This is a genomic window from Brevundimonas sp. (genome assembly GCF_027484365.1).
Classification (GTDB): domain Bacteria; phylum Pseudomonadota; class Alphaproteobacteria; order Caulobacterales; family Caulobacteraceae; genus Brevundimonas.
This window is the reverse complement of the sequence record NZ_JAIXTC010000029.1, coordinates 1-21911: the sequence shown is the minus strand read 5'-3', so window position 1 is coordinate 21911 and position 21911 is coordinate 1. Positions and strand designations below refer to the sequence as shown.

The 21911-nt window shown below is 64.1% G+C and carries 15 protein-coding genes and 1 pseudogene; 10 read left to right on the top strand and 6 right to left on the bottom strand.

Going from position 1 to position 21911, the window contains the following annotated elements; genetic code table 11:
• A partial coding sequence (locus Q0044_RS15275; RefSeq protein WP_298163052.1) for a hypothetical protein occupies positions 1 to 121 on the top strand: 121 nt, incomplete at its 5' end.
• Positions 122 to 215: 94 nt separating this feature from the next.
• Here Q0044_RS15275 and Q0044_RS15270 read toward each other — a convergent pair.
• The 3 genes from Q0044_RS15270 to Q0044_RS15260 all read right to left on the bottom strand — a co-directional run bounded on the left by Q0044_RS15270 (position 216) and on the right by Q0044_RS15260 (position 3216).
• On the bottom strand, positions 216 to 497 hold the full coding sequence (locus tag Q0044_RS15270; protein WP_524536187.1) for a DDE-type integrase/transposase/recombinase: 282 nt from the start codon (positions 495 to 497) through the stop codon (positions 216 to 218).
• Between the two features lie 521 nt (positions 498 to 1018).
• Positions 1019 to 2143 carry a zinc-binding dehydrogenase gene (locus Q0044_RS15265; RefSeq protein WP_298163324.1) on the bottom strand — a complete coding sequence of 375 codons (1125 nt, stop codon included), beginning with the start codon at positions 2141 to 2143 and terminating at the stop codon, positions 1019 to 1021.
• Between the two features lie 233 nt (positions 2144 to 2376).
• Positions 2377 to 3216 (bottom strand): glycoside hydrolase family 16 protein, encoded by an 840-nt coding sequence (locus Q0044_RS15260; protein ID WP_298163323.1) that lies wholly within the window; start codon positions 3214 to 3216, stop codon positions 2377 to 2379.
• A 111-nt stretch (positions 3217 to 3327) separates the two neighbouring features.
• Here Q0044_RS15260 and Q0044_RS15255 point away from each other — a divergent pair, with 111 nt between their 5' ends.
• Positions 3328 to 5802, top strand: a complete 2475-nt coding sequence (locus Q0044_RS15255) for a glycoside hydrolase family 3 protein (RefSeq protein WP_298163322.1) — start codon at positions 3328 to 3330, stop codon at positions 5800 to 5802.
• A gap of 2 nt (positions 5803 to 5804) precedes the next feature.
• On the opposite strand, the gene Q0044_RS15250 is transcribed toward Q0044_RS15255, so the two are convergent.
• Positions 5805 to 6842, bottom strand: coding sequence for a LacI family DNA-binding transcriptional regulator (locus Q0044_RS15250; RefSeq protein WP_298163321.1), 1038 nt, complete (start codon positions 6840 to 6842; stop codon positions 5805 to 5807).
• A gap of 175 nt (positions 6843 to 7017) precedes the next feature.
• On the opposite strand from Q0044_RS15250, the gene Q0044_RS15245 reads away from it, so the two are divergent.
• The 3 genes from Q0044_RS15245 (at position 7018) to Q0044_RS15235 (ending at position 13313) form a co-directional block, all read left to right on the top strand.
• Positions 7018 to 9699 (top strand): TonB-dependent receptor, encoded by a 2682-nt coding sequence (locus tag Q0044_RS15245; protein ID WP_298163320.1) that lies wholly within the window; start codon positions 7018 to 7020, stop codon positions 9697 to 9699.
• 101 nt (positions 9700 to 9800) lie between these two features.
• Positions 9801 to 11045, top strand: coding sequence for an MFS transporter (locus Q0044_RS15240; protein WP_298163319.1), 1245 nt, complete (start codon positions 9801 to 9803; stop codon positions 11043 to 11045).
• 417 nt (positions 11046 to 11462) lie between these two features.
• Entirely contained in the window at positions 11463 to 13313 is a 1851-nt protein-coding gene (locus Q0044_RS15235; protein WP_298163318.1) for a glycoside hydrolase family 9 protein, read from the top strand.
• Between the two features lie 63 nt (positions 13314 to 13376).
• Here Q0044_RS15235 and Q0044_RS17020 read toward each other — a convergent pair.
• Positions 13377 to 13583 (bottom strand): annotated as a pseudogene (locus Q0044_RS17020) (IS6 family transposase); the annotation flags it as partial.
• 186 nt (positions 13584 to 13769) lie between these two features.
• On the opposite strand from Q0044_RS17020, the gene Q0044_RS15225 reads away from it, so the two are divergent.
• The 5 genes from Q0044_RS15225 to Q0044_RS15205 all read left to right on the top strand — a co-directional run bounded on the left by Q0044_RS15225 (position 13770) and on the right by Q0044_RS15205 (position 21000).
• The gene (locus Q0044_RS15225) at positions 13770 to 14639 is read left to right on the top strand and encodes an AraC family transcriptional regulator (RefSeq protein ID WP_298163316.1); all 870 of its coding nucleotides are present in this window, start codon (positions 13770 to 13772) and stop codon (positions 14637 to 14639) included.
• 361 nt (positions 14640 to 15000) lie between these two features.
• Positions 15001 to 15234, top strand: a complete 234-nt coding sequence (locus Q0044_RS15220) for a hypothetical protein (protein ID WP_298163315.1) — start codon at positions 15001 to 15003, stop codon at positions 15232 to 15234.
• A gap of 717 nt (positions 15235 to 15951) precedes the next feature.
• Complete coding sequence (locus tag Q0044_RS15215) at positions 15952 to 16551, top strand: response regulator transcription factor (RefSeq protein ID WP_298163314.1); 600 nt, start codon at positions 15952 to 15954, stop codon at positions 16549 to 16551.
• A gap of 317 nt (positions 16552 to 16868) precedes the next feature.
• Positions 16869 to 19826, top strand: a complete 2958-nt coding sequence (locus Q0044_RS15210; protein WP_298163313.1) for a TonB-dependent receptor plug domain-containing protein — start codon at positions 16869 to 16871, stop codon at positions 19824 to 19826.
• Positions 19827 to 20127: 301 nt separating this feature from the next.
• Entirely contained in the window at positions 20128 to 21000 is an 873-nt protein-coding gene (locus Q0044_RS15205) for an AraC family transcriptional regulator (protein ID WP_298163312.1), read from the top strand.
• An 11-nt stretch (positions 21001 to 21011) separates the two neighbouring features.
• On the opposite strand, the gene Q0044_RS15200 is transcribed toward Q0044_RS15205, so the two are convergent.
• Positions 21012 to 21911: IPTL-CTERM sorting domain-containing protein (locus Q0044_RS15200; protein ID WP_298163311.1), on the bottom strand; the 900-nt coding region annotated here is incomplete at its 5' end.

Sequence of the window (21911 nt, the reverse complement as noted above, 5' to 3'; positions counted from 1 at the left end):
TCTGGCCGAGATGTATGCAGCCGTCCGAACTCTTCGCCTCGCGGACGGTCCGGACGAGGTCCACAATCGCGCCATTGCCCGGCTGGAGTATGCCAAGCACGGGGGCCGGCCGGTTCGCTAACTGCCGGGCGGGGCTGACGGGATGGCGATGTCAGACTAACTTCCCCAAGGCGCAAAGCGTCCTACCCTGAGCTCGACCAGGCAACGGCGGCCGCTCAGGCGGCGTCGGCGTCGGCCCGGAAACGCCGAAGGATCGGTCTGCTGATCAGATGCCGTTGGATGTTGAAGAGGTTGTAGATCGCCGCATGGGTAATGAGGAATTTCTGGGCTGAGGCTCGGGATTTGAATCGCTGCTGCTGTCGCTCTCGTCGTCGGATCGGCAGGTGGGAGTTCTCCGCCCGATTGTTCTCACGAAGCCGGCCAGTGCGATGCAGACGCCTCAGATCCGGGACATCGACCCCGGCGCCATAGGAGACCAGGCCGTCTGTCGCGAGCATCTGGGGCCGAAGCGGAAGTGCAGCCGGCCGGCATGACGGATCACATCTGCAGGAATTCGGTGGCGCTTGAACGAAATCGGATTCACGAAACACCATTCCATCAGAGGCTTACGCCGCCCTCAGTGGAGACAAATTTGAGTTGGACTGACAGCACCGCCAGTTTCTCAAGACGCTGACGATAGATCACCGCCCCCAGGCGGTCCGCAAACCGAGTGGTGGCGGACCGTTTTGGTGAGCCGAGATTGAATAGTGAATCCGCCGACGGCAGTTCTGGCAGGCGCGCAGGGGGGCGTCGGAAAACCTCGCCGCCCCTCCGCGTGTGGGTCGGAGCACACCTGTGGCCTTGGGCGTCAACGAGCCATCCGGACCGCAGACCGGGGTGCGGGCGTTTCGCTCCGCCATCCGCCTTCCATCAAGGACTCCTGCTCGGGTTTGACGACGACAGGATTGTTGACCATCGCCAACGCAAGGAGCGCTTTTACCGACCGGCCAGGGTCTGGCCGAAACAATGGTGCGACAGCCTAGTTCAGCGTCGGATCGATGAGGAACTTCTCACCCGTAGCCTTGCGCTCGTAGGCACGGAGGATTTCGGGTTGAAGCGCTTCACTCATACCGATCCTCCTAGTGTAGCGCGTCGCGAACGTTGTGGTCAGCTCGTCAAACACGCGCTTGCGCATACGCACGACCGTCTCAGCGCCTGCCTTCTGCAAGAAGGGCGTCAGCAGCCATCCCGAGACACTCCATTGAAAACCGAACGCCAGGCGATCCAGAACCATCGGTGAGAGATCGAGGGCACCATAGGTGTAAAGCTGCTTGAAGCTCGACGAGCCGTACCGGCTGTACTCTGTCATGCGATTGACAGCCCCCTTCTCCATCGCTCGCATGATGTCGCTACCGAGCGAACCCCCACCGATGGCGTCGAACGCGATGGTCGCGCCGGTCGCAACGATTGCGTCGACGAGCTGCGTATTGAAGTCTGCGTCCTGGCTGTTGAGGACATAGGTCGCGCCGATGTCACGGAGCAGTTGGACCTGTTCATCAGATCGAACGATGTTGATGAGGGGAATGCCATCGCTGGCGCAGATCTTTTGCAGCATCTGGCCGAGGCTTGAGGCGGCAGCGGTGTGCACGATCGCTGAGTGACCTTCGTCGCGCGCTGTTTCCACAAAGCCGAGCGCGGTCATCGGATTGACCGTCAGCGCCGCGCCTTCGGCTGCCGTCACCCCTTCCGGAAGCGGGAGCGCGTCGCGCGCTCTGATCTTGCGAAGGTCAGCATACATCCCTCCCCCGATCATTCCGACGCATCGCCCGAGCCACTCCTGGGCCTTTTCGCCTGCCGCAACGACCGTACCGGCTCCCTCGTTTCCGACGCTCAGCGCTTGGCCCATGCGTGCAGCGACGCTGGCGCGCCGGGCCTCTGGAATGTCGAAGACCAGTTCAGGCTGATCCGGGGATCCCTCCGAACGCAGGGACGCCACGTCGGCCGGGCCGAGCAGCAGCCCGAGATCGCTCGGATTGATCGGAGCCGCCTCAACCTTGACCACGATTTCATCGGGGGCCAGGTCTCCGATGACAATGGCATCGAGTGACAGCCTCAGTGCACCGTCAGAGACCGTTGACCTCAGTTCACGTCCAGTGAGCGACATAACGATTGGATCCTGTTTCGGCGACATTGCCAGCCGAGGTGATACCCGAGTTCCCGACACAGCCGGGGCGAAAGTCGGAGCCGACCGTTCGATGATGGCGTGGCCGCGGCTGGCAGTCGAAGAGTGCACCTATCGCAATACGCACAGAAGATTGAAACGGTCCGTTTTGCGCCTGAGCGTCATTCCTTTAGTCGGCGCCGTCCAATCGAGTGCGGTCCGCCACTCTGCCCGCGCTATCCGTCGCGGCGGAAGACACGCACATAGTCGATCTCCATCCGCTGCGGAAAGGCCCGGTCGTCCACACCCTCAGCACCGCCCCAGTCGCCACCGATGGCGATGTTCAGGATCATGTAGAAGGGCGCATCGAACGGCCAGGTCTCGCGATCGCCGCGACCGTCATTGCGAAACCGATAGTAGCCAACGTCGTCGACGCCAAAGTTGATCCCCTCCGGCGTCCACAGCACCTGATACCGATGGAAGGCGTCACAGGCGTCGCGGACGCGTTTCATCCCGCCACGTTCCGTGCCCTGGGCGTGATTGTAGCGGGTGGTATGGACCGTCCCGTGGATCTCTCCCCGGTCATGGCCGACGTGTTCCATGATGTCGATCTCGCCGCCCGCCGGCCATTCGGCGTCGGCGACCGGCAGCATCCAGATGGCAGGCCAGGTGCCCCGTCCGCACGGTATCCGGGCCTTGACCTCATAGAAGCCATAGGTCCATTCCGCCTTGCCCCGCGAGATCAACCGGGCGGACGTGTAAGCCTGACCACCGGCGTCATCGAACTGATCCGGGGACACCTGTTCGCGCCGGGCCTCGATGATCAGGCGGCCGTTCTCGACGCGCGCATTCTCCGGTCGGCCGGCGGCGTAGTACTGAAGTTCGTTGTTGTACCAGCCCTGCCGGTTACGCTCGACGTCGTAGGTCCAGCGGCTCGGGTCCGGCAGGCCATCGACGTTGAACTCGTCGTTCCAGACCAGTCGGTAGCCCTCAAGGCTGTCGTCCTGCGGCTTGGGGGCCGCCCCGACACACGCCAGCGCACCCAGTCCGATGACCGTCGTTGTGAAACCTCGCACTCCGCCCTCCCCTGATCGTTCTTCGACAATCCGGTTCCACGCAATCCCGGTTTGACAACGTTGTCAACTGGCGACACCCTGCCTGAAAACAAGACCACAGGGACGAAACCGATGCCAAGATACGCCCCCTTCCGCGGCCTTGCAGCCGCTGCCGTGTCGCTGACGGCCCTCCTTGCAGCCTCAGGGCAAGCTCCGGCCCAGACGCCTGCGTCGCCTGTCGTCGATGCCTCGGCCTGGCCGAGCGCCAACAGTCCTGATGCGATGACGGACGCCGCGACGCTGGCCTTCGTTGAAGCGCTGCTCGCCCGAATGACGGTGGAGGAAAAGGTCGGTCAGGTGATCCAGGCCGACATCGGGTCGATCACCCCGGCCGATCTGGCCGCTTATCCGCTTGGCTCGATCCTGGCGGGCGGCAACTCGGCCCCGGGCGGAGACGAGAGGGGCCCTGCCCAAGCCTGGGTCGACCTGGCCAGGACCTTCCGCGCCGCCGCTGCGGCGCGGCCCGGCGCCCGGGTTCCCCTCTTGTTCGGCATCGACGCGGTCCACGGGCACAACAACATCGTCGGCGCGACCCTGTTTCCGCACAACATCGGGCTGGGGGCCACGCGCAATCCTGATCTGATCGAGCAGATCGGTCGAGCGACGGCGCTTGAGGTGGCGGCGACAGGGGCGGACTGGACCTTCGGGCCGACGGTGGCGGTGCCGCGCGACGATCGCTGGGGCCGAACCTATGAGGGCTACGGCGAGGATCCGGAGATCGTGGCCGCCTATGCCGGGCGGATGACCCTCGGCCTTCAGGGTGTCCTGGGTCAGGGGCGTCTGGAGCCGGGCCATATTGCGGGCTCCGCGAAACACTATCTGGCCGACGGGGGGACGCTCCACGGCCGGGATCAGGGGGACGCGCTGATCAGCGAGCGCGAACTGATCGACATCCATGCTTCAGGCTATCCCCCGGCGATCAATGCCGGCGTGCTGACCATCATGGCCAGCTTCTCGAGCTGGAACGGAGCCAAGCATACGGCCAACGCAGATCTGCTGACCGAGGTGTTGCGCGGGCCGCTCGGCTTCGACGGCTTCGTCGTCGGCGACTGGAACGCCCATGGCCAGATCGAGGGCTGCACCAACGAAAGCTGCGCCGCCGCCTTCAATGCGGGCATCGACATGTTCATGGCTCCTGACAGCTGGAAGCCTCTGTTCGACAACACCCTGGCCCAGGTGCGGTCCGGCGAGATCGCGATGACGCGCCTGGACGAGGCCGTACGCCGGATCCTGACGGTCAAGGTCAAGACCGGCGTGTTCGCCGACGACCGTCCGGTCGAGGGACGGGTCGAGGTGCTCGGGTCCCCCGGGCATCGCGCCCTGGCGCGCGACGCGGTGCGCCAGTCACTGGTCCTTTTGAAGAACAATGGCTCGGTCCTGCCGATCCAGCCCGGCGCGCGCGTACTGGTGGCCGGCAGCGCAGACGACATCGGCCAGGCGGCGGGCGGCTGGACCATCAGCTGGCAAGGCACAGGCAACACCCGCGCCGACTTCCCGAACGGCCAGTCGATCTGGGAAGGGTTGAGGGAGGCGATCGAGGCATCCGGCGGCACGGCCGAGCTCAATGCAGAGGGGGCGTACGAAACCCGCCCCGACGTGGCCATCGTGGTCTTCGGCGAAGAGCCCTATGCCGAGTTTCAGGGCGACCTGTCCGATCTCGACTTCCGTCCGCGTGGGCCATTGGCCCTTCTGCAGCGACTTCAGGATTCGGGTGTGCCGACAGTCGCCGTCTTTCTCTCGGGTCGACCGCTGTACGTGAACCCCGAGATCAACGCCGCAGATGCCTTCGTCGCGGCCTGGCTGCCGGGCTCCGAGGGCGGCGGGCTCGCCGATGTCCTCGTCGCCGGCCCGGACGGGCGGCCTCGTCATGATTTCAGGGGAAGGCTGTCCTTCAGCTGGCCGCGCAGCCCTGATCAAGCGCCGCAGAACCGGGGCGGCGCCGACTACGATCCACAGTTCGCGTACGGGTTCGGCCTGAGCTACTCGGATGCCGTCCAGACCCCCGCCCTGGTCGAAGCCGACGAGGGCTCCGGGGCCTCCTCGATGCGGTTCCTGGCCGACGGACGCTTCGTGACCCCCTGGTCGCTGGTTGTGCGCGATTCCGGCGGCGAGGCGCGTATCGCCGACGGCGCGCGAGGCGTCAGCCCTCGATTGTTGGTGACCGTCGCACCGGTCGACGGCCAGGGCCAGGAATCAGCGCGGCTCGTCACCTTCACAGGCCCGGGCCAGGCCATTGTGACCGGGCCTGCGATCGATCTGTCCGGGCCGGACTATGCCGGAGCGGCGCTGACCTTCCGCTATCGGATCGATTCGGGTTCAGCCTCGGCGCTCAGCATCGGCCTCGGCAATGGCGTGGCGCCGTTGGCCGGCGGCGAGGGATGGCAGGAGGCGTCGTTGCCCCTGTCCTGTTTCCGGTCCGGCGAAGCCCCCCTTGCCGGTGTGGATCGGGCGTGGATCCTGACCGCGGCAGCTCCCGCCACCGTGGCGGTGGAAGACATCCGGCTGGTCGTGGCGACTTCCGCAACCTGTCCGTCCGCAGCTGACTGAATTCAGTGGCGGGGCGCAGTCGACCCCCGGATTTCCAGCCGAAATGCCAGGAGATGGTCGGAGGGGTCGGTCTCGCCGGTCTTGCTGACCCCGATCAGAAGCTCGGCGGCCTTCGCGGCCATTTCAGAGATCGGCTGACGCACGCTGGTCAGGCCCGGCACGCTGAGCCTTGTGCCCGGGGTGTCGTCGAAACTGACCAGTGACAGATCCGGCACCGCGATCCCCAGGCGAGACGCGACGTGAAGCGCAGCCAGCGCCATCTCGTCATTGCTGGCCAGAATCGCCGTTGGCCGGTCAGCCCGCGAAAGCAAGGCCTCGGCGGCGGCGACCCCGCTCTCGAAGGTGAAGTCACCCGGGGCGATCAGTTCATCGTCAAGCGCCACACCGGCCTGTGTCAGTGCGTCGCCATAGCCTTCCTGCCGCTGACGACTGGCCTCGAATCTCGGGCTGCCGGCGATGAAGCCGATGCGGCGATGGCCCAGATCGAGGAGGAGCCGCGTCGCCTCCCTGGCTGCTGCCCGGTCGTCCATGAAGACGCCGAAGCCGACGCCTTCGCCCTGAACACCCATCCGCACGAAAGGCACCTTGCGGCGGGTCAGCATCTCGACCAGGGCGAGGTTCTGGGAATGGGGTGGTGTCAGGATAATGCCGTCCGGCTGGAGCGCGGACAGGATGGCCACGACCTTGCGGTCCAGATCGGGCGATCCCGCCTCGACCAGCTCGAACAGCATCCGGTAACCGTGCGCCTCACAGGTCAGCATGGCACCATGCAGCATCTGGTCGATCCAGTCGTTGCCACGCCCGCTGCGCCAGTTGTTGATCGTGTTCTCGCGGTCGTTCAGCGCCACCAGAAGGTAGGAGCGGCTGCCGCCCATCCGCCGCGCCGCCATGCTCGGAACGTAGCCGAGCGCCTCCACGGCCTTCATCACGCGATCCCGCAAGTCCTGGGTGACGTTGGGCTCACCATTCATGACCCGGGACACGGTCTTGACGGCCACACCCGCGGCTTCTGCGACGTGACGGATAGTGACCTTTGACATCGAGGCTCCTGCGACCCGTCCACGGCGCATCGCCGCGACCGAACCGATCGACCCGTGTTGCACCAATCCCACCCCGAGGCGCCAGTCGAAAAACGGACGTTGACAACGTTGTCAAACAATGGCGGATTGAAGGCAAGCGGAAAGAACAACCATCCGCATCGGGAGGACGATCCAAATGCGTAATCGGAAGACGGCACTGCTGTGTGGAGCGACCCTGGCCCTGGCATTGCCAGGTCTGGCAATGGCCCAGGTCGCGGACGCCCCGGGCGCGGCGGCCCAACAGACTCAGGACGAAGACGCAGACCGGCTCGAGGATGTGGTGGTCACTGTCGAGCGCCGCGAACAAAGTCTGCAGAACTACGCCGGCACCGCCGTCGCGCTGACCGGTGAAGACCTCAAGGCGGTCGGGGTCCAGGACATCTCCGATCTGGAGGGCCGCGTGCCCGGCCTGTCGGTCGCCAACAACGGCGGCAACATCGAGATCTACATCCGGGGTGTCGGGTCTTCGAACAACACCGAACTGGGCGATCCGGCGGCGGCGACCCACTATGACGGCGTCTATCTGCCGCGACCGGCGGGCATCGGCTCGGCCTTCTTCGACATCCAGCGCGTCGAGGTGAACATCGGCCCGCAAGGCACCCTGCGCGGACGCAACGCCACCGCAGGCACCGTCAACATCGTGTCCTGGAAGCCCGGGCTGAACATCTGGGACTCGGCCGCCGAGTTCGAGATCGGGAACTATCAGCAGCGCGCGTTCCAGGGGATGGTGAACATCCCGATCGGCGAGACCGCAGCCGTGCGGATCGCGGGATACCATCTGGAGCATGACAGCTACTACGAGGACGTCGGGCCCGCCGGCGTGGGCGTGGCCGAGGCCGAGAACAACGACGCCGGTCGCATCCAGTTTCTCTGGGAACCCACCAGCCGGCTGTCGATCCTGCTGGGAGCCGACTACATCCGCGAGACCGGCACGGGTTACACCGGCACCAACTACGCCAATCCGCTCGGAAACGGGATCGACCCGGACGACATCGAGGATCCCCGCCGCGTGATCGCCCGGGCCCAGACGCCCGATCTGAACACCCGCCACTGGGGCGCACGCGCCAACATCCGCTACGACGGCGACCTGTTCGACATCGAGTATACGGGCAGCTACCGCGACCTCGTCTATGATTATCGCGCGGTCACGCCCCTGGCTCCCTTCTATCCCGGCGTGCTGCAGACCCTGACCGGAGCCGGCGGCATCCGCGAGACCCTGGACAACTTCTCGCAGTTCCAGTCGATCACCGACAGCCAGTCCAAGACCCACGAGTTGCGCTTCTACGACAACGAAGGCCCGTGGATCTGGAGCCTCGGAGCCTTCTATTTCGAGGAGGATCAGTACGCCTTCCTCGGCTCGACCGGAGACCGCGGCCTGTTCTTCCAGGGCGTAGAGTTCAACATGCCCGATGTGGACACCTCGTCCTATGCCCTCTTCGGGGACACCACCTACAGTGTGACGGACCGGTTCCGGATCACCGCCGGACTGCGCTACACAGAGGACGAGAAGAGCCGACGCGGTGTCGCAGCCCGCTATGGCTTCGCGCTCGGAGCCGGCGACTTCAACTGCTGCGGGGGCGTGCGGGTCGGCACCGAAGGCTTTGAATTCGCCGGTCGCGGTCGCACGATCATCAACCCCGACACCAACGGGAACGGAACGATCTCCGAGCAGGAGATCCTGAACTTCTACTTCAACGGCGTGAGCCGCTTCGGGGCCCGGGACAATATCGACGACATCTTCGCCAACGGTCCCGTGCCGGGCGGCGCCCCGAACCGCCCTGCCTGCCTCGACACAATCACCGGGGACTTCTGGACCTGCGCCGCAGACGGGCGGCTCACCTATGCCGTGCCCTTCACCGGCCAGATCTTCCAGCAGGTCGGCGAGAGCCAGATCGATTTCGTCGACTGGCGCCTCCGGGCCGAGTTCGACGTCACGCCCGACAATCTGCTGTATGGTCTGATCGCGACCGGCAACAAGTCAGGCGGGTTCAACGACAACATCGGCAACGCCGGTCTCGCGCCGACCTACGATGCTGAAAAGGTGACCCTGTACGAACTGGGATCCAAGAACGAGTTCTACGTCGGAGATCTCAAGGCGCGCCTCAACGGCTCGCTGTTCTACAACGACTACGAGGACCAGGTCCTGACGTCCCTGCTGTCCGTAGCCCAGATCGTCGAGTTCCTGGGTGGGCCGCAGCGGGTGCCGGTGCCTGTCGATTCGTCACTCGCGCTGGTCGTCTCCTATTCGTACAATGCGGCGTCGTCCCGGATTTACGGCGCCCAGTTCGACGGCGGAATCGACCTGCCCTGGAACATCGGCCTGGACTTCAACCTGCTTTACCTCAAGGCCGAGGTCGTGGAGGCCGAGCGGATCCAGGATTTCCGCTTCCAGGCCGACGTGGCGCCGACCGAGGCGGTCTTCCAGTCGATCGAAGGCAAGACCCTGCCCCGCACGCCTGAATGGCAGTTCAATATGAACCTGACCCAGGCCTTCCCGACGGAAACCATGGGGCAGTTCGACTACGTCGTTTCGGCGGGTTACCGTTCGGACTTCTTCACCACCATCTTCAACGGCCAGGACTTCCAGCAGCCGAACAATCCGCGTCGCCGGCTGGACGACAAGGTGGATGGATACTGGACGTTTGACGCCGGCTTCGGCTGGACCCCGCCGGGCGACGGGCGTCTTCGTTTCGAAGGCTATGTCAACAACCTGACCGACGAGATCCACGAAGCCGCGATCATCATCACCCAGTTCGACAACACCCGCTTCTTCACCCGGCCGCGCACCTTCGGCGCCCGCGTGCGGGTCCAGTACTGATCCACTGATCTCCTGAGCGTCCCTTGGCGGCGGCTTCCCCCGGAAGCCGCCGCTTTTTTGCGCGGTGACAAGGAGCGACCGAGCGGCCAAGGTCGCGTCTGATGCAACCTGCGCCCTCCCCGCCCGTCCCCGGCCCGTTGTCTCCGGTCAGCCCAGGCTTTGTGGCCTTGTATATGGCGGCGCAGGTCGGGGCCTATATCGCCTTCATTCCCCTTTTGACCTTGCTGTTGCCGCTCAAGGCCGAGGCGATCGATCCCGTCGGGCGGGCGCAGATCCTGAGCCAGGTCGCGCTCTGGGGCGCGGTGACCGCAGGCGTCGCCGGGGTCATGGCCGGGATGATCGGCGACCGGACCCGCCATTGGCCCGGCGGGCGGTCGATCTGGATGATCCTGGGATTGGCCGGAACGGTCTTCAGCTATGTCCTGATCCACGCGGCCACGACGCAAGCCGCCTTGATGGCGGCGATCATCGTATTGCAGATCAGCCTGAACCTGATGCTCAACCCATTGGCCGCCACTCTGGCCGAACGCGTGCCCGGTCGGCAGAAGGGCACGGTGGCGGGGTTCACAGGACTGGCCTTTCCCCTGTCGAGCCTGTTCGGCGCCCTGGCGATCGGCGTGTGGCTGACCGGCGAGACCGAGCGACTGACGGCGGTCGTGGTCGTGACCGTGGCCATGGTCGTGCCGTTCATCGTGATGACGTTTCGCGCGCCCCGGCTATCAGATTCGAAGCCGCGCTTCCGGCCATCGCTTTCCGCCCTGAAGGATCGCGATTTCCTGATCGCGTTCGGGTCGCGACTCCTCGTCCAGACCGGGGTGGCGTTGAACGTTCTGTACCTGCTCTTCTTCCTCGATCAGGAAGCGGGCGTGGATCGGGCGCTGAAGGGCATGCGTATCGAGGTGGTTGTGGCCGTGCTGCTGGCCACGTCCACTGCCCTGTCGGTCGTCGCCGGCCTCATAGGAGGACGGGTGTCTGACAGGCTCGGCCGTCGTAAAAGCCTGGTGTTCGCAGGAGCCGCTCTCCTGGCGGCGGGCTCGCTGCTCATGGCGCTGGCGCCGCATTGGCCGGGGCCGTGGTTCGCCCAGGCCATCCTCGGCGCCGGCGTGGGCCTCTACGGAATCACAGACGCCGTTCTCGTGGCCGAAGTCCTGCCCGATCCGGCCGATGCCGGCCGCGACATGGGCCTGATCAACGTCGCGGTCACCGCGGCCCAGACACTCGCACCCCTGTTGGGAATCATCGTGCTTGCGAGCTTTGGCGACGACCTCCAACCCATCTACCTCATGGGCGCAGTCCTGACCTTCTCAGGCGGCGCGGCTGTTATGGCGATCCGTCGGGTGCACTGAAGCGGCTGGGCCGCCGCCCGGCGAAAATCGAAAGTTCGAGCCTTGAAGCTGGCTGTAGTATCGAGCCAAAGCACCAGGCTCAGGCCGACTCGTCCGAGGCAGTGATCCTGTGCCGGGCGGACCCGCGCCTGCTGCCGCACGCCGCCTTCATTGGAGACGCGTTGGGGTACAGCCCGACAGCGTGACGGATCACGTCGGCGGAACAGCGGTGACGCCTGAAAGAAATCAGCTTCACGAAATATGTTCTTCATCAGCGACTTAGCCGAATTTTGTAGAGACAGGATTGAGTTGGATTGACAACTCCTTCGCGGAGCAGGACCCACACTTTGATGAACCATCGCTGGACTGGCTGCGCGCCAGCCTTGCCCTTCTGCGCCTCCCGAAGTCGCTCGACCCCCACCTCAAGGAACACCAGAGATGAGCCTTCGCCGCCTCCTCCTGAAGACCGCCATCGGCCTGACACTGGCGGGTAGCGCATACGCACAGGACGTCGCGCACGGTTCGATTCAGATGAACCAGGTGGGTTTTCTGACCCTTGGCCCCAAGCGGGCCACGGCCGTCGAGACCGGGCAGGTCCCGCTCGCCTGGCGGGTGATCAACGCGAACGACGAGGTAGTGGCGCAGGGGGAAACCCGACCACGCAGCTTCGACGGCACCGCAGGCGTGTCCGTCCACGACCTGGATTTCTCGACCGTGCGAACGGCGGGGACCGGATACCGCCTTCAGGTCGGCGAGCAGACAAGCCGGCCATTCGTTGTCGCCGATCGACCTTTCCAGACGCTGACCAGAGACTCTCTGATCTTCTTCTATCAGAACCGTAGCGGCATCCCGATCGCCGCCGAGCATGTCGAACGCGCCGATCTGGCCCGTCCCGCAGGTCATCCGCTGGATCGGGCGACCTGCTTCTCCGGCCCTGATATTCGCGGCAACATCTGGCCGGGCTGTGATTACACGCTGGACGTCTCGGGCGGATGGTACGATGCGGGCGATCACGGCAAATATGTCGTCAATGGCGGCATCGCGGTCTGGACGCTGCTGAACGCCTGTGAGCGTGCCAGGGTCCGCGGTATCGACCCGGCCTTCCCGGACGGGACAGCGGACATTCCCGAGGCCGGCAACGGCGTCGATGACCTGTTGGACGAGGCTCGCTGGGAGCTTGAGTTCCTGCTGCGTATGCAGGTTCCCGACCGCGCGAGCGCCGAAGTCCCGGTCGGTCGATTCGCCACGAACCAGCCGCTGACCTTCACCCGGATCGACGCCGGAGGCCTCGTGCATCACAAGGTCCACGACGTTCAGTGGACTCCGCTGCCAACCGCGCCGGGCGACGATCCTGAGCTCCGCTATCTCTACGCGCCGAGTACAGCAGCGACGCTGAATCTGGTGGCAGTGGCCGCTCAATGCGCAAGGTTATGGCGCGAGATTGATCCGGTGTTTGCCCGGACGTGCCTGATGGCGGCCGAACGAGGCTACGCCGCCGCACAACGTCACCCCGACCTCTATGCTGTGGGGTCGTTCGACGGCGGCGGCGACTATGGCGATGACGACCTGACGGATGAGTTCTATTGGGCCGCCGCCGAACTGTTCGTCACCACAGGCCGAGATGAGTATCTCACCGCTCTAAAGGCTGAAGCAGGCCCACCCACCGGCGGACAAATCTCATCGGACGGAATCCCGGACATCAGCTGGAACGCCGTCCGCATGCTTGGGGCAATCAGCCTGGCGACGGTCCCAAACCGCCTGTCCTCGTCCGATCGTGAGCACATCCAGCGCGGGCTGGTTGAGCAGGCACGCGCCTATCTCGCCGAGGGCGAAACCCAGGGCTATGGGCTGCCGTTCGCCGGGCCGGACTACAGCTGGGGTTCCAACGCCATCCTGTTGAACCGGGCGATCGTTCTGGGTGTGGCTCACGATGTGACAGGCGAGCCGGCCTTCGCGAACGGTGTGGTCGCAGCGCTCGACTATATTCTGGGGCGCAACCCGCTGGATCAGTCCTATGTCACAGGCTACGGCGACCGGCCGATGCGCCATCCGCATCACAGGTTCTGGGCGCACTCCCTTGACGCCGCCTATCCGGAGCCGCCGGCAGGCATATTGTCGGGCGGTCCCAACAATCGAAACATGAGCGATCCGGTGGCGATGACCATGCGTGGAACCTGCGCGCCCCAGACCTGCTGGCGTGACGATATCCAGGCCTTCAGCCAGAACGAGGTTGCCATCAACTGGAACGCACCTCTGGTCTGGGTCGTCTCCTACCTCGATCGTCGATAGGCGCGGCGCTGTCAGGGTCGGTGCGCCAGGTCGAGAAGCACCCTGCGACGTCGCCATTCAGGCAACAGCGCGTCGATGGAGCCGACCGACGGCGCTCAGCCGCCTCGCGATCAACGGTCCGAACTTGATCATCCAGCACCGGATCGTCTGGTAGCTAACCTCTACAATGCGGGCCGCCATCAGTTCCTCGACGCCGCGAAAACCGAGGCTGAAGCGGGGTTAGAGCCAGACGGCATGGCGGATGACGTCGGCCGGAAACCGGTGGCGCATGACCGAAATCGGCTTGCCGAAACATGATCCCCGTCAGTGGCTTGCGCAATGAATGCCGGAGACCTTTAGTCATTCGTCTGACAGCACCCACGCTTGCCATTGGCCGGGATGTCGTTTGGAATTGACATAGTTCGGTCCAGAAGTTGACGCATCTGGGGTAAAGCAACCTTGACACCCGGCAGCGACATGCAAGCCTTCGACCCATTTCATCAGGGAGCCCCTCCAGAGCGGCAGGGTCGGGTCGTGTTTTCGCACCTGAAGAATGATGAGGTCTATCTGCCGCCGTCGTCCATGTCGGTAAAATACGTCGCTGAGGGAGAGGAGATCTTCGTTATCGGAGGTGAGGCGGTCACCGTCCGGAGCGGCCAGTTCCTTCTCGTGGATGCGGCGACGGCATGCGTCGCCAAGGCGCGGTCGAAAAACCCCGCGATCGGGCTGTGCGTCTACCTGCCGCGATTGCAGACCGGATCGCAGGCGGGGACGCTGCCGTCGATGTTCGATCGGATCGACTCTCCCGCCCTGCTACAGCCGGCGGGCCTTTCGGCCCTGGGCGCTCTTCTTTCCGAGCAGGCGCGCCAACGAAGCACCAACAATGGGGCTGACGTTGTCGTGGATGCCGGCCTGATCGAGCAGGTACGTCGAGGCATACAGGCCCTCGCGACCGATCTCGAACTCCGGATCGACAGGCTGGAAGGTCTTCGCCCATCCACACGCACCGAAGTTCTGGTGCGGCTGGAGCAGGCGCGCGCGCGTATGCACGACTGTCTCACCGGGACGATCGGACTGGACGCCTTGGCTGCGGAGGCGGGAATGTCCCGCTTTCATTTCGTCAGGAGGTTCACCCGTACCTACGGACGATCTCCCGTCGCCTACCACTCCGATCTCCGGTTACGACATGCTGCACATCGCATTGCCCGGGGCGAGCTTACGCCGGCCGAGGCCTGCGATCTTCTCGGGTACTCCGAAATGCGAGCCTTCCGTCGGGCTTTCGACCGCGCCGTCGGAACGCCGCCTCACAAAGCCTTCACGCATGGGATGGGGCGCGCCGGGAAATGAAGCAAGATCGGTCCTTGGCGTAGCGGCCCTCGTTGCTAATCTCATGCTCCTTCGGAAGGTGGCGACCCACACGACGACCTTTCTGTCGGCGAGACCAGAACTCGCCGATCTGCACGACTTTTCTCAGAAGAATTATGTCACTGCATAGATACGCAGTTCAATTTGGCACGTAATGATAAAGTAACACTGTCATTTGATTTCCTATTTGCGTCACAACTCACTCACAATGTATCTGAACTGTCATTCTTTGGTCTGAAGGTTAAATTTTTTGTATATAAACTAAGGTTCTTATTTCTCACTTTGCAGGATAGCATTGGCTGTCGGCATGGGCCGGCGCTTGCTGTTACTCTGAGAACCCACCTTGACCATGAAGTTGCGCGCCGTGATCACGGTCGACATAGACGCCGCAGATTTTGTCGAGGCCGCAGAGCACCAGCAGCGACTGGAAGGCCTCCTTGCCGACCTGAACGCCGCCTATCCGCATGCGCGATTGGCGTTTCAGGAACGTCGGCAGCGGCGTACCGGCGATCCGACCAGCCAGACCGCCTCCCCACCCAAACACGCCACGGGTCGGTTGAATGTCTATGCCGAGTGATCGCCTCAGACGCCGCGACTCGATCCTGGCTGCGATGGAGCGCTTCCGGTCCCACGATCCGGGCGTGACCGTGAACGCCGTCATCTGCTTTCTCTATGTCTGCGAGAACGAAGGAGTCAGCGTTACCGAACTGGCCTCGGTTTCAAGCCTTCGCCTGTCAACGGCGTCGCGCGTCATCCGTGGCCTGGGCGGCTCCAGGTCAGGTCGCGGCGAGCGCGGGTCTGGCCTGGTTGAGGTACGCTCCCAAGGCCCAAATCGAAAATCGAGGACGCTTTTCCTGACAGAGGCCGGTGCCCGACTGCGATGGGAGATAGACGAGATCATCCGGGAGGCCGTCCCGATCACGCCGCCCTCTGCCGGACAGGCGCCCCGGAACACATAGTGGCTGATTTTGTTTCCTGTTTGCAATAACCTTCCACGTTACGGACATTTAATGCACAATTCGTGCGTGAATCCTGTCCATGCCGCCTGAGTGGGTTCATATGAAAGATGGATCCATATGAGCGATGCAACATGGAGCGCCCGGTGCCCGGCCTCGACAGCACAACCCCATCCGCGCCACACGCCCTTACCTCCCCCGGCTACGCCTCCGGGCCCGCCGGGGCCGGAACCGGTCCGTCGGCGCTTGTCGTCGGCCGGACACTGGACCGGCGGGAGACCCTCGCGACCCTTCTGGAGGCTGAAGGATTTCTGGTCAGTCAAACGTCTGACGCCACATTGGGCGTCTCAGCGGTCGCAGCGGTTGAACTGATCCTCGTGGAGGGGCGGCCCTTCGACGAAGCCGTTCGCCGGATTTGCCAGGCCTCCCACGGCAGCGAGGGAGCCTCGCTGGTCCTGATGGCGGATCAGCCTGACCCGATCGAACATATCATCGCCCTCGAACTGGGCGCAGACGATCTCATGTGCTGGTCCGCCGATCCACGCCTTCTGATGGCACGAGTGCGAGCGCTGCTGCGGCGGCGCAACGTCCATGGCGACCAGATGGAGACTCAAGCCGGCTGGCGTCTGAACCCCCTGGTCCATCAGGCCATCAGCCCGAGAGGCGAGCGCATTGCCTTGTCACGAAGCGAGATGGTCCTGTTCGACATCTTCCTGTCCCGTCCGGGAGAAATCATCACCGCAGAACTCCTGAAAGACCTCGGCCGCTTCGATGAAGGCAGTGTCGCGCTCCGAACCTCGATATCGCGCCTCCGGCGCAAGCTTGAAAAAGGGAGAGAGCCTGTAATCCTGACCGTACGCGGCGCCGGCTATGTTTTCGACGGCGCTCGCGGCGGCTTCGGGCGCAGCAGTGGCGGGAGACAGCGCCCGCCCGAATGATCCTCGTGAAGAGATGAATGCGCCAGGGAGCGCCTTTAAACATATCCGCCGAATTTTGTTTTACATTGGAAACAATATAAGCAACGCTTGCTACAACAGTTCCCCGGATGAAATCGAAACACTTTCGCACCAATGTAATGCAATTGCCGGCAAATTGATTTTGACTTCATTGAAGTCAGTTTGATGTCAAATATGCTGCCTCATCGCGCCAATTAAGGGCGCTTGTTTCATTGGGGGCCAAAGTGGCTGGCATAAAGACTACACTTCTGAACGGCACGCTGATTTCCGGAGCGCTTCTCTGCGCCCTGCCTCTGGTCATGCCTGGCACGTCTTTCGCCCAGGCTCAGGTGCGTCAAACCCCATCGGCCAACAGCCAGCAACCTGCGGTCCGACCGGCGCCGACGACAGATGAAGCCACTCGGGTCGAGGAAGTCGTCGTCACCGGGTCACGTATCCGCCGCAACAGCGAGTTCAGCAGCGCTTCGCCCGTACAGGTGATCACCACCGAAGTCACGGACCTCAAGGGCATTCCCGACGCAGCCGCTGCGCTGCAAACCTCGTCCGTCGCCGCCGGATCGTTCCAGCTCAATGACCAGCTGACAGGCTTCAACACCGCCGGTGGCGGCGGCACCCAGGCCCTGTCGCTGCGCGGCCTGGGCGAGCAACGAACCTTGACCCTGTTGAACGGAAGGCGCGCCGGTCCCGCGGGTACGCGTGGCCAGGTTCAGGCCTTCGACCTGAACGTCATCCCCCAGTCCCAGGTCGATCGCTACGACATCCTCAAGGACGGCGCATCGTCCATCTATGGCTCGGACGCCATCGCCGGCGTGGTCAACATCCTGACCCGCCGCAATCTGGACGGCGGCGCGATCAACGTCTTTGCGTCCGAGCCCGTCGAGGGCGGCGGCCAGCAATACCGGATCGACGGTGCCTACGGCCGGGTGTTCGACCGGGGCTATTTCAGCGTGTCAGCTGAACACTACCGCAGCGAACCTCTACGCCGCGCAGACCGCGACGACACACGGTGCGTCCAGGACTTTGTCTTCCAACCCACCACCGGCGTCCGTCTGGACTACACCGATCCGGCGACGGGGCAGCTCAAATGCTTCAATCTGGCCAACGGTTATATTCAGGCCAGTGGCCAGAACCTGGTGCCGACCGCCCGGTACGGGTCGTTGTACAACTACGCTGTGCCCGGCAACAACTCGCCGTTCCCGGGATTCCAGCGCTGGGGCCGTGCCGGCTACCCCGCGACCTATACCTATGGCCCCTATGACAGTGCCCTTTGGAACCGGTCGACCCTGATCAGTCCGGCCGAACGGACGACAGTCAACTTCACGGGCGGCTTCAACCTGACGCCCGGGATCGAGGCGTATACGGAGCTTCTCTACAACAAGCGCGAGTCCGATCAGTACGGCGTGGCCCAGATCTTCCAGAGCTTCGCCCAGCTGAACACCCTGTTCGGTGCGCCGAACACCCTGCCGGCCAGCAACCCGAACAATCTGCTTGGCGTCAACGCAGTGACGGTGACGCCGTATGAGTCCAGCTCCCACCAGAACATCGACTATTATCGCGCTGTGATCGGTCTGCGGGGCGATGCCGCCTTCGCCGGTCGGGACTGGAACTGGGACGTCTACGGTCAGTATTCGCTGTCGGACGGCGTCTATGACAACGGGCCGCGACTCTATCTGGATCGCTTCCTGGCCCTGAACAGCCCCAACGTCGCCTGCACCAACACGCCGTTGGGCGGCAATGTCTCCAACTTCAACTGCTCCAGCCTGCCCGGCGGCATTCCCTGGATGTCGAACCGTGTCCTGGCCGGCCAGTTCACCGACGCAGAGCGCGCCTTCCTGTTCGTTGAGGAGGAAGGGACCACCACCTACACGCACGCCTATGTCGAAGGGCTGCTGACTACTGAACGTCTGATCGGCCTGCCGGCCGGCGACGTCGGAGCCGCCTTCGGCTTCCATATCCGCAGGGAAGAGCTGGACGACCAGCCCCCGGCCCAGGCCGCCGCGCGCAACATCGCCCTCTTCACCTCGGCGGGACGCACCCAGGGGTCGGACACGGTGCGCGAACTGTTCGCCGAGCTGGAACTGCCCCTGATCCGGAACGCGCCGCTCGTCGACGACCTGACCCTGAACCTTTCGGGCCGTGTGTCTGACTACGACAGCTATGGCATGAGCGAGACATTCAAGGTCGGCGCCAACTGGCAGGTAACGCCGGAATGGCGCGCCCGCGCCAGCTACGGCAACTCATTCCGGGCGCCGTCCTTGTACGAACTCTATCTGGGCAACCAGACCGGATACGGCAGCCAGGTGGCCGTCGATCCCTGCTACCAGTACGCCACCTCCGGCGTCGGTACGGACATCCAGAGCGCCTGTTTGGCCCTGGGCATCCCCGGCGACTACAACGCTTCCGGTGGGTCCAGCGCGACGATCTTCACCAATGGCGGCGCCGGCGTGCTCGAGGCCGAAACCGCCGATACGATGAATCTCGGCCTGATCTGGACGCCGGGCTTTGCGGACTTCAACATGGCGGTCGACTACTTCGAAGCCACGATCGAGGACGAGGTTCGCCAGTTCGGCGCCTACAACATCATCGAGCAATGCCTGAAGGGTAAGACGGATTTCTGCTCCCTGTTCACCCGAAACACGGCTTTCAACGTCGTCACCGTGAACAACAGCTACGTGAACGTGGCCCAACAGGATCGTCGCGGAATCGACCTGACCCTGCGTTACGGTCGCGACCTCGGCTTCGGACAGCTGACCCTGTCGTCGCAGAACAGCTGGTCGCTGGAGGACCGCGTCAACTTGCTGGGCGGATCGACCGAGGACAATCTCGGCACCACCTACAACTACGCCGGACCCGCCTACGCCGGAAACGTCGACCTGACGCTCGCTATGGGCGACTGGACCTGGTTCTACGGCGTCAACATGATCGGCCGGGGATCAGACCTCAGTCAGCCGGGCGTGAACGAGGTGGATGTCTATACGCGCTACGCCGACCTGCCCAACGGGATCAGCTCGGCGGACTGCTCGGCGGCCAACAGCTATTGCGTTCGCTTCAAGCTCTATACGGAGTTCACCTCCTACCACACGACCTCGCTGCGCTACCAAACCAACGGCTGGACCTTCCAGGCGGGCCTGAACAACCTGTTCGATGAACGTCCGCCGACCGTGTCGACCGGCGGCTTCCGCACCGGTACGGCCGCATTGAACGGCTACGACATGCGAGGTCGGAGGGCGTTCTTCCGGATCGGTCGGGTGTTCTAGCCCGTCGGTTCCAGACCAAGGCATCGGGGGCGGTCTTCGGATCGCCCCCGAATCCGTCAGACGAGCGGATTGTAGAGCGATCGTCCTTTCCGGTTCCGCGGGCCTCACGGGTTGGATGCGGCAGCTCGAAAATCGTCCTGTCCTGCCGAGATCAGGCAACAGCCTGCGCCGGAACAGCCCCGGCTTGAAGGCACACGACCTGGCGGATCCAGGACCGCTCCCAACGAGGTCAGGCAGTCCCCGGCGATCGTCGGGGGAAGACCCAGGCCATGTGCAACATCGTGTTCGAGTTTGGACTGAAATGACGACTCTCAACTCTGCCAGCTGCGTCCGGTTCGACGTCCTGCAGGGTCGATTGTCCACGGCCTCAAGAACCGCAATCGGCGTCGGCGGCGGCGTCGTGCTTTCCGAGATCAGCGACGGGATCGCCCCTGTAGGTGCCAAGTCCGCCCTGAGCATCAAATACGTCGGTCGCGGTGTGGAGATCTATCGGTATGGCGGACGCACCTATGCCGTGCGGGAGGGCCATTTCCTCATTGTTCCCGAATGTCTGGCTGGAGAGGTCGAAGTCCGGCGTGGCGGAGACCACACCCTCGGGCTTTGCGTGAACCTGCCGGCCATCGTCAATGCGAAGCGTCCCCTCGAGATGGATGGCCCCATGTTGTTCGGAGCCTCCTTGTCGACTCTCGGCCGCGAGTTGGAGAGCACTCTGAGAGGCATCTACGAGGGTAGCGTCGCTCCGGATCGACTGGCGGATCGTCTGTTCATGGGCATCTTAGACAGCGTCGACGGCTGCCTTGAGGACGCCACTGCGGCGTTGGACCGGATGCAGAGCCTGAAGGTCTCGACCCGCCAGGAGATGCTGTCCCGGCTGAACAGGGCGAGAGCCTACCTCCACGACGTCGTGGACCGTCCTGTGTCCCTCGGCGAACTGGCGTCGGCTGCGGGCATGTCCAGGTTTCACCTGCTGAGAAATTTCCGCGACTGTTTCGGGGCACCGCCGGCGACCTATCATCGCCGCGTCCGTCTGGAACACGCCCGTCACGCGATCGTCCACGGCCGAATGACCTGCTCCATGGCGGCGGTCACTTTCGGGTTCTCGACTTCAGCCAGTTTCAGCCGCGCCTACAAGGCCGCCTTCGGCCACCCGCCAATCCGATCCGCCAGATCGTAGCCGCCAGATCCCTAGCTCATCCTGCGTCGGTCGAGACGAACCGCCGCCATCCCTGCCAGCAGCAGGCCCAGCAGGATCATCGCCCACTCCGACAGTGTCGGGATCGGCAGCGGCGGCGTCGACGGGCCAATGTTTATGGTGAAGCTCTGGGTGGCGCTCTGGCCCTCAGAATCGGTGACGGTGATGGTGAAGGTGTAGAGGCCGGGCGTTGTAGGGGTTCCGCTGAACGTACCGCCATTGGACAGGACGATACCCGGCGGGAGCGCGCCTGCCGTCACCGCATAGGTGAAGGGCGCCGTGCCTCCCGTCGCCGGACTGATCGTCGCTGAGTAGGCCGACGAGGCGGGGCCGTTCGGGAGCGCTGTCGAGGGCAAGGCCGGGACAGGTAGAACCACCGTGAGGTTGAACGTCGCGGAGGCTGTGGCCGGAACGGGTGTCGCCTGATCGGTGACCGTGACGGTGTAGAGGGTCGAGGGCGAGGCAACGGTCGGCGTGCCGGTCACCTGGCCAGTGGAGGTATTGTAGGCCAGTCCCGCCGGCAGGGCGGGAGAGACCGAGAGGGTTCTCAGACCGACACCGCCTGCGATCGTAACCGGGACAAAGGGAGCCGCCGCCTCGCTGCGCGTCAGACTGGTGGAGGCGAGCGCTGTCGACGCGCTGAGCGCCGGTTCCACAGTCAGGTCGAAAGTGGCCGATGACGTCTGCGGGACGGGGTTCGTCTGATCGGTGACTGTGACCGTGAAGGTGGCCGTCAACAGGCTCACCGTGGGCGTACCCGTGATCTGACCGTTCATGGTGTCGAAGGCCAGTCCCGCGGGCAGTCCCGGCGACACGGCGTAGCTCAGCGTTCCCGTTCCGCCCGAGGCGGTGACGGGTGTGAAGGGGGTGATCGAAGACCCGACCGCCAGGGT